The organism is Micromonospora gifhornensis, assembly GCF_016863515.1.
GTDB classification, from domain to species: Bacteria; Actinomycetota; Actinomycetes; order Mycobacteriales; family Micromonosporaceae; genus Micromonospora; species Micromonospora gifhornensis.
Genome location: NZ_BOPA01000033.1, coordinates 64,066 through 77,010, shown reverse-complemented (window position 1 = coordinate 77,010; position 12,945 = coordinate 64,066). Strand labels below are relative to the sequence as shown.

10 protein-coding genes are annotated in these 12,945 nt (G+C 71.1%); 4 read left to right on the top strand and 6 right to left on the bottom strand.

What is annotated here, in order from left to right:
• Window positions 1–31: 31 nt before the first annotated feature.
• Complete coding sequence (gene nrdR / locus Vgi01_RS22605; protein ID WP_102660960.1) at window positions 32–532, bottom strand: transcriptional regulator NrdR; 501 nt, start codon at window positions 530–532, stop codon at window positions 32–34.
• A 549-nt stretch (window positions 533–1,081) separates the two neighbouring features.
• On the opposite strand from nrdR, the gene lexA reads away from it, so the two are divergent.
• The gene (lexA, locus tag Vgi01_RS22600; RefSeq protein ID WP_102660959.1) at window positions 1,082–1,864 is read left to right on the top strand and encodes a transcriptional repressor LexA; all 783 of its coding nucleotides are present in this window, start codon (window positions 1,082–1,084) and stop codon (window positions 1,862–1,864) included.
• A 31-nt stretch (window positions 1,865–1,895) separates the two neighbouring features.
• Here lexA and Vgi01_RS22595 read toward each other — a convergent pair whose 3' ends face one another.
• Together Vgi01_RS22595 and hflX are read right to left on the bottom strand one after the other, a co-directional pair.
• Window positions 1,896–3,614 carry a hypothetical protein gene (locus tag Vgi01_RS22595; protein WP_239089107.1) on the bottom strand — a complete coding sequence of 573 codons (1,719 nt, stop codon included), beginning with the start codon at window positions 3,612–3,614 and terminating at the stop codon, window positions 1,896–1,898.
• Window positions 3,615–3,665: 51 nt separating this feature from the next.
• Complete coding sequence (gene hflX / locus Vgi01_RS22590) at window positions 3,666–5,108, bottom strand: GTPase HflX (RefSeq protein ID WP_204292274.1); 1,443 nt, start codon at window positions 5,106–5,108, stop codon at window positions 3,666–3,668.
• Between the two features lie 175 nt (window positions 5,109–5,283).
• On the opposite strand from hflX, the gene Vgi01_RS22585 reads away from it, so the two are divergent.
• Window positions 5,284–6,756, top strand: a complete 1,473-nt coding sequence (locus tag Vgi01_RS22585) for an NAD-dependent malic enzyme (protein ID WP_102660956.1) — start codon at window positions 5,284–5,286, stop codon at window positions 6,754–6,756.
• A gap of 259 nt (window positions 6,757–7,015) precedes the next feature.
• On the opposite strand, the gene dapF is transcribed toward Vgi01_RS22585, so the two are convergent.
• Genes dapF through Vgi01_RS22570 form a run of 3 tightly spaced genes read right to left on the bottom strand, consistent with a single transcriptional unit; the run spans window position 7,016 to window position 9,496 of the window.
• The gene (gene dapF, locus Vgi01_RS22580) at window positions 7,016–7,855 is read right to left on the bottom strand and encodes a diaminopimelate epimerase (protein ID WP_204292273.1); all 840 of its coding nucleotides are present in this window, start codon (window positions 7,853–7,855) and stop codon (window positions 7,016–7,018) included.
• Between the two features lie 7 nt (window positions 7,856–7,862).
• A complete protein-coding gene (gene miaA, locus Vgi01_RS22575; RefSeq protein WP_204292272.1) occupies window positions 7,863–8,777 on the bottom strand; it encodes a tRNA (adenosine(37)-N6)-dimethylallyltransferase MiaA in 915 nt (304 codons plus the stop codon).
• The gene (locus Vgi01_RS22570) at window positions 8,774–9,496 is read right to left on the bottom strand and encodes a class III extradiol ring-cleavage dioxygenase family protein (protein ID WP_204292271.1); all 723 of its coding nucleotides are present in this window, start codon (window positions 9,494–9,496) and stop codon (window positions 8,774–8,776) included. Before Vgi01_RS22570 ends, miaA begins: the two co-directional genes overlap by 4 nt.
• Before the next feature lie 333 nt (window positions 9,497–9,829).
• Between Vgi01_RS22570 and Vgi01_RS22565 the strand changes: the two genes are divergently transcribed.
• Both Vgi01_RS22565 and Vgi01_RS22560 read left to right on the top strand, forming a co-directional pair.
• The gene (locus Vgi01_RS22565; RefSeq protein ID WP_204292270.1) at window positions 9,830–11,038 is read left to right on the top strand and encodes a DUF349 domain-containing protein; all 1,209 of its coding nucleotides are present in this window, start codon (window positions 9,830–9,832) and stop codon (window positions 11,036–11,038) included.
• A 433-nt stretch (window positions 11,039–11,471) separates the two neighbouring features.
• Window positions 11,472–12,908: a pectate lyase family protein gene (locus tag Vgi01_RS22560; RefSeq protein WP_204292269.1), complete on the top strand. Its 1,437-nt coding sequence runs from the start codon at window positions 11,472–11,474 to the stop codon at window positions 12,906–12,908.
• Window positions 12,909–12,945 lie beyond the last annotated feature (37 nt).

Sequence of the window (12,945 nt, the reverse complement as noted above, 5' to 3'; positions counted from 1 at the left end):
CGATCCGACTGTCACTACCACTGAAGAAAGCTCACTGTGTGTGGCCGGCGACGCCGGCCGTCTCGGCCTGCGCGTCCTGCCGGGCACGTGCGGCGGCCCGAAGCGTCTCGATCTCCCGCTCGAAGTCGGCGAGCGAGTCGAACGACCGGTACACGCTGGCGAACCGCAGGTAGGCGACCTCGTCCAGGTCCCGCAGGGGACCCAGGATGGCCAGCCCCACCTCGTGGCTGGGGATCTCGGCGGCCCCCTTGGCCCGGATGGTCTCCTCGACCCGCTGCGCCAGCAGCGCGATCGAGTCCTCGTCGACCGGTCGGCCCTGGCAGGCCTTGCGCACCCCGCCGATGATCTTCGTACGGCTGAACGGCTCGGTCACCCCGCTGCGCTTGACGACCGCGAGCACCGCCTCTTCGACGGTGGTGAACCGTTTGCCGCACTCCGGGCAGGAGCGTCGACGACGGATCAGCTGGCCGTCGTCGGCCTCCCGCGAGTCGACCACGCGGGAGTCGGCATGCCGGCAGTACGGACACCGCATCGCCCGACCTCCTCGATCGACCACGGGCACGCCTATGGCCGCCTCCGGGCACGCAACAGCGCGGCGGGCCATCATCCAGGGATGGCCGCCGACCTGATGGTACGAGAGTGCGGTCCGTAGTCGAACCCAACCTGTAGGCGAGTTACGCCTATGTGACTACTACATCTAGGGGTTGACCGTATGCCGCTGGCGAACCGCGGTCAAGTTGACCGGCGTGTCCGGCGCGTCACCCGACAACCCCGCCGCACCGCGACCCGAGAGCCCAACGCGGCGCGGCGACAGCGGTTACCGTCCGACCGGATCTGATCTTCAGAAAGGCATTCGATCGAACACCAGTTCGACAAGACGTATCATTTATCAGAACAGGCGTACGACTGTCACGCCTGCGCGTGTCGACACGCGGAGAAACCTCGTACAGATGTTTGAAAATGACCGATCTCACCTATACGGTCATGGGCAGCCGGAGGTGACCATGGTCGACCAGCCCGGCAGACCACCGCATGCACCACGAGCCGCCGAGGCACCCAGCGCCGACCAGGGAGGACGGACGTGACCCAGGACCGGGCCAACCGGCCACAGAGCCCGCAGCAGAGCAGCGAGGCGGGGCCGCCGCCCACCCGACGCCGCAGCGTCACCCGCGCCCGAGCCGCGCAGCCCGCCGTTCGCCCGGTGACCCAGGTGGCAAACACCTTCCCGGACCCGGCCGCCGCCGACCTCACCGCCCGGCAGCGTCGCATTCTGGACTTCATCCGCACCTGGGTGGAGCGGCACGGCTACCCGCCGAGCGTGCGGGAGATCGGCGAGGCGGTCGGGCTGGTCTCCCCGTCCAGCGTCGCCTACCAGCTCAAGGAGCTGGAGAAGAAGGGCTTCCTGCGGCGTGATCCGAATCGGCCACGGGCGGTCGACGTCCGGTCCCCCGGCGACATCGACGACGAGCTGAGCCGCTCGCAGCGCCCCACCCCGGCGTACGTGCCGATGCTCGGCCGCATCGCCGCCGGTGGGCCGATCCTCGCCGAGCAGTCGATGGAGGACGTCTTCCCGCTGCCCCGCGAGCTCGTCGGCGAGGGCGAGGTCTTCATGCTCCAGGTCAAGGGCGACTCGATGCTCGACGCGGCCATCTGCGACGGCGACTGGGTGGTGGTCCGGCAGCAGCCGACCGCCGACTCCGGGGAGATCGTCGCCGCCATGCTCGACGGCGAGGCGACGGTGAAGACCTATCGGCGGCGCGACGGCCACGTCTGGCTGATGCCGCAGAACCCGGCTTTCGATCCCATTCCCGGCGACGACGCCACCATCATGGGTCGCGTGGTGGCCGTGCTGCGCCGGATCTGACCCAGGACACCGACCGGTGCTGGCCGCAGGGTCAGTACCGGTCGCCCCGGTAGCCGTAGGTGCCGCCGGGCGGCTGACCGTACGGCTCGGAATTGTCCTCCCGGTAACGACCGGAGCGCCGACCGTGGTAATCCGGATCGGCCGGTCCACCGCCACGTCGGGGCGGCTCGGCGCGACCACCGCCACGGGGTGGCTCGGCGCGACCACCGGGACGGCCGCCACCGCCGTAGACGCCACCGCCCGCCGGTCGGCCGCCGCCGGGCTGGCCACCCGCGCCGGGCGCGCCCTCACCGGGACGGCCGCCACCGCCGTAGACGCCACCGCCGGCCGGTCGGGCACCGTTGCCGTTGGCCCGCCCTCCGTACACCGGTCCGGGCCGCGCCGGGCCGGGTCGCTCGGCGTTCGGCGAGCCGCCGCCGTAGACGCCACTTGCCGCCGCGCCGCCGCCGTACACACCGCCGGGCCGTGCGCGGTCGCCGGCCGCGACGTCGTCGTCCTTGCCGGTGGGTTTCGGACCGTCGTCGCGGCCACGCCCCTTGCCGGCCGGTCCCGGCCGCTTGCGCGCCCGCAGGATGCCGTAGATGCCCGCACCGACGAGCAACGCACCGAGTACGCCCACCGAGGCGATCAGGTACGTGATGTCGTCGAGGGTCAACCCGTCGATGAAGGACTGACCGGATGACTTCTTTGCCGCGTCCGGATCCTCGGCCAGGTTCTTCGGGCCTTCGGCGGACGGCGTGTAGGCGAGGATGTCGACCGGCTCGTCGTCGTCCAGGTGACCCGCGTCGGAAACGGTCAGGAAGGTCTTCCCGTCGGTGGAGTACGAGATCGCCTCACCGAACGGGTCGGCGAGTGCGGTGACCCGGGGCGTGCCGGTGGTCAGCGCACCGACGATGTCGCCGTTCTGGACGTCGTACTCGAAGGCGTCGGCGTAGGTGCGCAGCACCACCCGGGTGCCGTCGGGCGACCGGGCGGCGCCGGTGATCGCGATGCGACCGAAGGTGCTCAGCGGGTTCTCGGTGTCCGTTTTCGGCAACGTGATGTCGCCGAGCTTCTTCATCGGCACCGGCTCGGTGTCGCCGGTCTTCAACGCGCCGTCCGCGGTGAAGATCTCGGCCTTGCCGGAGGTGACCTTCGTGATGATCAGGGGAAGGTTGTCGTCGCCGATCAGCAACGCCTCGGCGTCGCGGGGCTTGCCGTCCGGGTACGACAGCCGGTGCAGGACCGGCTGCTTGCTGCCGTTGACCGGCATGCTCCAGACGGCCACCCGCTCGCGGCGCTGCCGGCTGGTGACGTTGTCACCGGTGTCGGCGATCCACAGCTTCTTCTTGTCCGGCGAGAGGGCCAGATCCTCGGTGTCGAACGGCCCGGCACCGGTGTAGCCCACATTACGAACGACCTGGCAGTCCTTGTCCAGGTAGAAGACCTGCTTGCGGTCGTCCCGGTCGGTGCTGTCGTTGATCACGATGTACCCGTTGCGGGTGGCCACCAGACCGGACATCTCCCGCAGTCGGGGATCGGTGACGGTGCACTGCTTCTTGCCCGCCTTGGTCAGCGGCGCCGGCCCGAGCACGGCCGGCCCGAGCGCCGCCGGCAGCACCGTGCGTGGCCCCGCCGCCGCCTGGCCCGTCACCGCGACGGCTGCCGCGGCGGGGGCGGGCGGCGCTGCCGCCACGGCGGCACCGGTGACCGTCACGGTGGCCCCGAGCAGGCCGAGTGCCACCGTGACCGAAGAAACAGTGCGGAGCATGAAAGAAGTGTCGCATGCCCGAAGTTTCCGTCGGGTGACGCCGTAGCAGCGTTACCGGGCGGTGCTGACCGCCTCCGCCGAGTCGCGGTACGGGGCCAGTTCGGCCGCCAGCGCCTCGTTGACCCGTACGTGCAGCATCGTCCCCTCCGGCAGGTGGGCGGTGCTGAGCACCTCGCCCTGCCGGCGCAGTCGGGCCACCAGGTCACCCCGGTCGTACGGCAGCACCACCCGCACGTCGACGGCCGGACGGGGCAGCCGCTGCTCGATGGTGGCGCGCAGGTCCGCGATGCCGCGCCCGCTGTGCGCGGAGACGAACACCGCCTCCGGCCAGATCCGCTTGAGCTGGAGCAGCGTCTCCTCGTCGGCCGCGTCGGTCTTGTTGACCACGAGCAGTTCGGGCAGCCGGTCGGCGCCCACCTCGGTCAGCACCTCGCGGACAGCGCGTACCTGCTCCTGCGGGTCCGGGTGGGTGCCGTCGACCACGTGCACCACCAGATCGGCCTCGGCGACCTCCTCCAGCGTCGAGCGGAACGCCTCGACGATCTGGTGCGGCAGGTGCCGGACGAAGCCGACCGTGTCGGAGAGGGTGTAGACCCGCCCCTCGGAGGTGGTGGCGCGGCGGGTGGTCGGATCCAGGGTGGCGAACAGCGCGTCCTCCACCAGCACACCGGCACCGGTGAGCCGGTTGAGCAGGCTCGACTTGCCGGCGTTGGTGTAGCCGGCGATGGTGACCGCGGGAACCGCGTTGCGGGTACGGCGGGACCTCTTGGTCTCGCGTACGGTGCTCATGGCCTTGATCTCCCGGCGCAGCCGGGCGATGCGGTGGCGGATCCGACGCCGGTCGGTCTCCAGCTTGGTCTCACCCGGGCCACGAACACCCACGCCGCCTCCGGCACCGCCGCCACGACCCGAACCACCGGTCTGCCGGGACAGGGTCTCACCCCAACCGCGCAGCCGGGGCAGCAGGTATTCCAGCTGGGCCAGCTCGACCTGGGCGCGGCCCTCCTTGCTCTTGGCGTGCTGGGCGAAGATGTCGAGGATCAGCGCGGTGCGGTCGACCACCTTGACCTTGGTGCGCTGTTCCAGGTTGCGCAGCTGGGACGGGGACAGCTCACCGTCGCAGATCACCGTGTCGGCGCCGACGGCGAGGACCACCGCGCTGAGGTCGTCGACCTTGCCGCGACCGATGTAGGTGGCCGGGTCGGGCCGGGTGCGGCGCTGGATGAGCCCTTCGAGCACCTGCGACCCGGCGGTCTCCGCCAGCGCGGCCAGCTCGGTGAGGGAATTGTCCGCGTCGGCCTGGGTGCCTTCGGTCCAGACCCCGACCAGCACCACCCGCTCCAGCCGAAGCTGCCGGTATTCGACCTCGGTGACGTCGGTCAGCTCGGTGGAGAGGCCGGGGACCCGTCGCAACGCCTGCCGCTCGGAGAGTTCGTACTCCCCGGTGGTGGTTTCGAATTCGTCGTTGGAAACGTGGGTCTCCTGGTCTCGCAAGCGTCTCTCCTGGGTCCGATCTGAGCGTTACTGAGCAATCCTGTCATGTGACAACACCGATCGCACCCGCAATATGCCCTGCACACAAAGGGCCCAAAGTGGGGGCGGCTGCCAGACGCCCAGGCAGGGCGGGTAGAAATGCCACGAGCCGTTCAGCGCCGACGGAAGGACCTGCGTGGCCATCACCCGACTGCCCAGTGCCGGATTCTCGATCACGGTCCGGATCGCCGTGCCAGCCGATGCCTCCTCTATCGGCCGTCTCACCACCTCGGTGGGAGAGGCCGGGGCGATCGTCACCGCACTGGACGTGGTCGATTCCGACCCGAACCACGTGATCGTGGACCTCACCTGCGACACCGCCGACGCCGGGCACGCCGACCAGGTGGTCGACGCGCTGCGGGCGCTCGACGGCGTGGACGTGCGCAAGGTCTCCGACCGCACCTTCCTGCTGCACCTCGGCGGCAAGATCGAGGTGAGCCCGAAGGTCGCGCTGCGCACCCGGGACGAGTTGTCCCGCGCGTACACCCCGGGGGTGGCCCGGGTCTGCCAGGCCATCGCCGACAACCCGGCCGACGCCCGCCGACTGACCATCAAGCGCAACACCGTGGCCGTGGTCAGCGACGGCTCGGCGGTGCTGGGGCTGGGCAACCTCGGCCCGGCCGCCTCGCTGCCGGTGATGGAGGGCAAGGCGGCCCTGTTCAAGCGCTTCGGCGGGGTGGACGCCTGGCCGGTGGTCCTCGACACCCAGGACACCGACGAGATCGTCGCCATCGTGAAGGCGATCGCGCCCGCGTACGGCGGGATCAACCTGGAGGACATCGCCGCGCCGCGCTGCTTCGAGATCGAGGCCCGGCTGCGTGAGGCGCTGGACATCCCGGTCTTCCACGACGACCAGCACGGCACCGCGATCTGCGTGCTGGCCGCGCTGACCAACGCGCTGCGGGTGGTGGGCAAGCGCCTCGCGGACGTCCGGGTGGTCGTCTCCGGCGCCGGCGCGGCGGGCACCGCGATCATGAAGCTGCTGCTGCGTCAGGGCGTCGGCGACGTCATCGCGTACGACCGCCAGGGCGCCCTGCACCGCGGCCAGCCCGACCTCAACTCGGCCTGGCAGTGGCTGGCCGAGAACACCAACCGGGACGGCTACTCGGGTGACCTGCCCGGGGCGCTGGAGGGTGCCGACGTCTTCATCGGCGTGAGCGCGCCGAACCTGCTCACCGGCGACGACATCGCCCGGATGGCCAAGGACTCGATCGTCTTCGCGCTGGCCAACCCGGACCCGGAGGTCGACCCTCGGGAGGCGCGCAAGCACGCCGCCGTGGTGGCCACCGGCCGCTCCGACCAGCCGAACCAGATCAACAACGTGCTCGCCTTCCCCGGGGTCTTCCGCGGCATGCTCGATGCGCACGCCGAGGAGTTCACCGAGGAGATGGCGATCGCCGCCGCCCAGGCCATCGCCGACGTGGTCGGCGAGGAGAAGCTCAACGCGACGGTCATCGTGCCGAGCGTCTTCGACTCCCGGGTGTCCCCGGCGGTCGCCGCCGCCGTCCGCGCCGCCGCCCAGAACCCCGCCAGCACTCCCCCGCCGGCCGCCGATCCCGGCCCCGCCGACCTCCCCGAGATCGCCGCCAACGCCTCCGCCACCCCCTGAGTCCCACCCCAACCGCAAGACCACCGCTGGCCCCGGAAGCACACCTGCTCCCGGGGCCAGCTCACCCTCCCCACCCTCCCCCGCCACGCCCTCGCACCTGACGGCGCGTCGATCTTGCACTTTTGGTCGGGATGAATCACCGCAAATACGGCGATTATGGCGACCAAAAGTGCAAGATCGGCGCGTAGAGGGGCGCGGGGGCGGCGCGGGAGGGCAGGGGTGGGAGGGGAGGGGTGGGGAGGGGTGGGGAGGGAGGTGGTCAGGGGGTGGGGAGGGTGAGGGTGCCGGTGGCGGTGAGGAGGGCGGGGCCGGAGAGCCAGCAGGAGTTCTCGGTCAGGGTGACGGTGAGGCGGCCGCCGGGGACGTCGACGGCTATGGTGCCGGTCTCTCGGGCGATGTCGCGCAGGGCCACGGCGGCCACGGCGCAGGCGCCGGTGCCGCAGGACAGCGTCTCGGCGGAACCCCGTTCGTAGACCCGCATCAGCACGTGTCCGTCGACGCCGTCGAGTGGCTCGCCGTCGGCGGTGAACTCGACGTTGACCCCGGACGGGAAGATCGTCGGGTCGAATCCGGGTGCCCGGGTCAGGTCGAGACCGGTCAACTCGAGCCCGGCCGGCAGCGGACAGACCAGGTGCGGGTTGCCGACGTCCACGGCGGTGCCGGGCAGGGTCAGTGCGCCCAGGGCGGCCGTGGAGGTCGCGTACAGCCGGGGTCGGCGCATCTCGACGGCGATGTCCGCACCGTCGAGGCGGGCCCGCACCAGGCCGGCCCGGGTGGCCACCGGCAGGACGCCGTCGACCGGCGTGGCCAGCCCGCTGTCCAGCAGGAACCGGACGAAGACCCGTGCGCCGTTGCCGCACATCTCGGCGAATGAGCCGTCGGAGTTCCAGTAGTCCATGAACCATTCGGCGTCACCGGCCAGCGCGGCCCCGTCGGGGTGCTTGGCGGCCCGTACGACGCGCAGCACGCCGTCGCCGCCGAGGCCCCGCCGTCGGTCACAGATCGCGGCCACCAGCTCGGGTGTCAGGTCCAACGCGCCGTCCTGGTCGGGCAGGATCACGAAGTCGTTGCCGGTGCCGTGCCCCTTGGTGAACTTCACGCCCTCATCATCGCGCAGCGTCACGCAGGATCCGCAGGGCATCCTCGACCAGCGTCGGCTCGGCCGAGTCCAGCCAGTGGATCCTCGGGTCGCGCCGGAACCAGGAACGCTGGCGGCGGACGAACCGGCGGGTCGCCCGTACGGTGTCGTCACGGGCTTCGGTCTCGGTCAACTCCCCGGTCAGCATGCGCAGCACCTGCTGGTAGCCGAGCGCCCGGCTGGCCGTACGCCCCTCGGGCAGGCCCCGCTCGACCAGCCGCCGGGTCTCGGCGACCAGCCCGTCGGCCCACATCCGGTCCACCCGTACGGCGATCCGCTCATCGAGCCGGGCGGTGTCCAGGTCGACGCCGATCTGCACGGCGGGATAGTAAGGCGTCGGCTCGGGCAGCGCGGCGGTGAACGGCGCCCCGGTCAGCTCGATCACCTCCAGCGCGCGGACGATCCGCCGACCGTTGCCGGGCAGGATGCCGGCCGCCGCCACCGGGTCGGCCTCGCGCAGCCGCGCGTACAGCGGCGCCGGGCCGACGGTGGCCAGTTCGTTCTCCAGCCGCGCCCGCAGCGCCGGGTCGGTGCCGGGGAACTCGAACTGCTCCAGCACCGCCCGCACGTACAGGCCGGACCCGCCGACCAGCAACGGCACCCGCCCTCGGGCGAGGATGTCGTCGACCGCCGCCCGGGCCAGCGCCTGGTACTCGGCGACGCTCGCCGGCTCGGTGACCTCCCAGATGTCGAGCAGGTGGTGCGGCACGCCGTCCCGTTCGGCGACTGTGAGCTTGGCGGTGCCGATGTCCATGCCCCGGTAGAGCTGCATCGAGTCCGCGTTGACCACCTCGCCGTCGAGGGCGTGCGCCAGGGCGATGCTCAGCGCCGACTTACCCGCCGCGGTGGGTCCCACCACGGCGAGCACGGTGCCCGGGGTCACGGCCGCTCCCAGGTGGCCACGAAGTAGGCCACTCCGTAGGGCGCCGCGTGATAGCTCAGCTCGCCCCGCCAGTCGCCACCGGCGGCACGGGCCGCACCGGCCAGCACCTGCCAGGCGGCCCGGCCGGCGACCCGCAGCTGCGCCGAAAGCTCCGGGTCCAGGTCGAGCAGGGCGTCGAGGTCCGCGCCGGCCAGGGCCTCGGCGACCCCGCTGTCGTACGCCTCGGCGCGTGGATCCGCGTAGCCCGGCGCTGCCGCCCCCCGGCAGGCCGACCCGTCACCAAGCACCAGCAGCGCCCAGTTCCGATCACCGCCCCAGCCGGCGCCGAGCTGCGCGCACGAGACCGGATCGGTCTGCGGCGCCACGGCGTACATGGCCGACACCGCGGGTGCCGGGTCCGGGTGGGTCCGGCCCAGCAGCCACGCGCCGATGGTCAGGCTCAGCGGCAGGTCGGGCCGGCTGTCGGGGCTGGGCCGACCCACTGTCGGTTCGAGGGGCAGGCCGTACGCGGCGAGGGAACCGTGGAACGGCGGGTCGTAGCGGCGGGTGTCCGGACCGTCACCCACGATGAGCAGTTCGTCGGCACCCGAGTCGACCAGTCGGGTGACCGCCGTGTCGCAGGCCCGACGAAGGTCGGCCAACTCTGCGGCGGCGGCCCCCGCGACCTCGGGAATCAGCAGCGGCGGGTGCGGGCAGACGGCGGCGGCGACCAGTGGCACCCGGCAACCGTATCGGTCGGGCGGCCGCAGGCGTGCACCCGAGGTCGCCGCCGACCCCGCTGAGCTGCGACGGCGGCATCTCGACGCGGTGCCGGCGGCACGTCGATGCGAGGTCAGCGGAGTACCGGCGGCGTGGCACCACCGGTAGGCGACGGCTCGCCGGTCCGGATGATGCCGGGGAGCGCCTAGGACACCGTATGGTCACGGTCGGCGATAGGCGCTCGACGCGCACCGGGGCGTACCTGTGACAATGCCCGGAGAAACTTGGCTGCGCCGTGGCGGTGCCCGGGAGAGAGTTCTCCCAGGGGGCACCGGGAGAACGAGGATGGGCACATGAGCGACTGGACTGCCTTCGGACGGGTGGACGCGGACGGCACCGTTTACGTCAAGACCGCCGAAGGCGAGCGGGTGGTCGGATCCTGGCAGGCGGGAGCACCGGAGGAGGGGCTGGCACACTTCGCCCGCCGCTTCGCCGACCTGGTGACCGAGGTGAACCTGACTGAGGCACGGCTCAACTCCGGTGCCGCGGACGCCAACCATTCACTGGCCACCGTACGACGGATTCGCGCTTCGCTGGCCGACGCGCACGTGGTCGGCGACATCGACGCGCTGGCCGCGCGGCTGGACCGGCTCGCCACAGTGGCCGAGGAGAAGGCCGGCGAGGCCAAGGCCGCCAAGGAGGCGGCCCGCAGCGAGGCGTTGGCCCGCAAGACCGCACTTGTGGAGGAGGCGGAGAAGCTCGCCGCCGAGTCGACCGGCTGGAAGACCGCGGGCGACCGGCTCAAGGAGATCCTCGACGAGTGGAAGACCATCCGGGGGGTCGACAAGAAGACCGACGGTGAGCTGTGGAAGCGGTTCGCCGCCGCCCGTGACGGCTTCACCCGTCGTCGGGGTGCGCACTTCGCTTCCCTGGACGCACAGCGCAAGCAGGCGCAGACGATCAAGGAAGAGCTGGTCGCCGAGGCCGAGAAGGTCTCCGACTCCACCGAGTGGGCTTCGGCTGCCAACCAGCTGAAGGACCTGATGAACCAGTGGAAGGCCGCGCCGCGCGCCTCGAAGGAGGCCGAGCAGCGACTCTGGGAGAAGTTCCGGGCCGCGCAGGACGCCTTCTTCACCCGGCGCAGCGAGGTCTTCTCGGCGCGGGACAACGAGCAGCGCGCCAACCTGGAGCGCAAGCAGGCGCTGCTCGCCGAGGCGGAGGCGCTCGACATCGAGGGCGACCCCAAGGGCGCCCAGGCCAAGCTGCGTGACATCCAGGCGCAGTGGCACGAGGCCGGTCGGGTACCGCGTGAGGCGGCTGCCGGGTTGGAGCGCCGGCTGCGCGCCGTCGACGAGAAGGTCCGCGAGGTGATGGACTCGGCGTGGCGTCGGACCAGCCGCGAGGACAACCCGCTGCTGGCCCAGATGCGGGCCCAGGTCGCCGAGGCCGAGGAGCGGCTGGCCCGCGCTCAGGCCGCCGGCGACAACCGGCGGATCAAGGAGGCCGAGCAGGCGCTGGCCTCCAAGCGTCAGTTCCTCCAGCTGGCGGAGCAGGCCGGCTGAGCTGAACCCGTCGAAAGCCCCCGGTTCCGGCTGGAACCGGGGGCTTTCCGTCTCTATTGCCGCTGGTCACGGCGATGTTAACGTTCGACATTTACATCGACGTCGATCTGTGATTATCTGAGGAAAGCGGTTGCCCTTACGGGGTGGGCACGGGAGCCGGTTTTCGACCAGTTCATCCGACGGCAGGGCGCAGATTCTGCGTCCGTCACCGGCATCGCTGCCGCCGGGCACGGCAGCCTCCGATGTCGGGGCGTACTCCTGCCGACCGCACGCCGACGACGCATCCAGGCGTACGCCGCAGCGCTCCACCACCATCCATGGTCGCCGCGGCCACTCGCGTCACGGACCTTGCCGGTGCCGGCAGCCCGTCCGTGACGCCCTGACGCGCGTCGTCCGACCCGTTCCGCGTACCCAGAGGATGAGGAGATTGACCGTGCTTGCAAGCGTCACACGTCGCCTGACCCGGCGACTGGCGGTGCTGGCCGCAACGGCTGTCGCACTGCCCGCGGCGGTCGTCGCGGTGGCGGTGAGCCCTGCTTCGGCGGCCACCGTGGACACCAGCGCTCAGTACGTGTTCGTCAACCGCAACAGCGGCAAGGCGATGGACCTGTGGAACTGGTCCACTGCCGACGGCGGTGAGATCCGGCAGTTCACCCGTACCGACGGCAACAACCAGCAGTTCCAGTTCGTCGACGTGGGCAACGGCTACTACCAGCTGCGCAACCGGCACTCCGGCAAGGTCGTCGCCGTCCCGAACTCCAACGACGGCGTGCAGGTCACCCAGGTCACCGCGAGCAGCGACACCAAGCAGCACTGGCGGCTCGCGGACTCCGCCAACGGCGACGTACGGTTCGTCAACCGGCACAGCAGCAAGGCCCTGGAAGTGTGGCAGTGGTCCACCGCTGACGGGGGCGTCGTCTCGCAGTACGCGGATCTCGACGGCGCGAACCAGCGCTGGCAGCTGATCCGGCTGGGTGGCGGCGGCACCACTCCCCCGCCCAACCCGGCACCGCAGACCGGGCTGGTCGGCTGGGCCACCCAGAACGGCGGCACCACCGGCGGCGGCAGCGCCGGCACCACCACGGTCACCAGCGCCTCGGCGCTTACCAGCGCGTTGAACTCCAGCAGCGCGGCGGTGATCCGGGTCTCCGGCACCATCAACTGCTCGGGGATGCTGCGGGTACGGTCCAACAAGACCATCCTCGGCAACGCCGGCGCCACGATCGTCGGCTGCGGTTTCACCATCAACGGCGACCGCAACGTGATCATCCGGAACCTGACCTTCCGGAACTGGGGCGACGACGCGATCAACATCGAGCAGTCGGCCACCAACATCTGGGTCGACCACAACACCTTCAGCAGCGGCTACGACGGTGCGGTCGACATCAAGCGCGGGTCGGACTTCATCACCGTGTCCTGGAACCGGATCTTCAGCCACGACAAGGCGATGCTGCTCGGGCACAGCGACAGCAACGGCAGCCAGGACACCGGCAAGCTGCGGGTCACCTACCACCACAACTGGTTCGACGGCAGCAACCAGCGCAACCCGCGGGTCCGCTTCGGCAACCCGGTGCACGTCTACAACAACTTCTACAGCAACGTGCGCGGCTACGGCGTGGCGTCCACGATGAACGCCGGCGTGCTGGTCGAGGGCAACTACTTCGAGAACACCCCGGACCCGTTCCACCGGGGTGAGGGCGATTCCGGGCCGGGTTCCCTGGTGGCCCGCAACAACCACTTCGTCAACTCGGGCAGCGGGCAGTCCGGCGGCAGCGTGGCCGGCATCCCGTACGGCTACACCCTGGACGGTGCGAGCAGCGTGAAGTCGATCGTGACGGGCGGCGCGGGCGCCGGCCGGATCTCGGTCTGACCGTACGACGGTCGGGGTCCGGTTCGCCGGGCCCCGA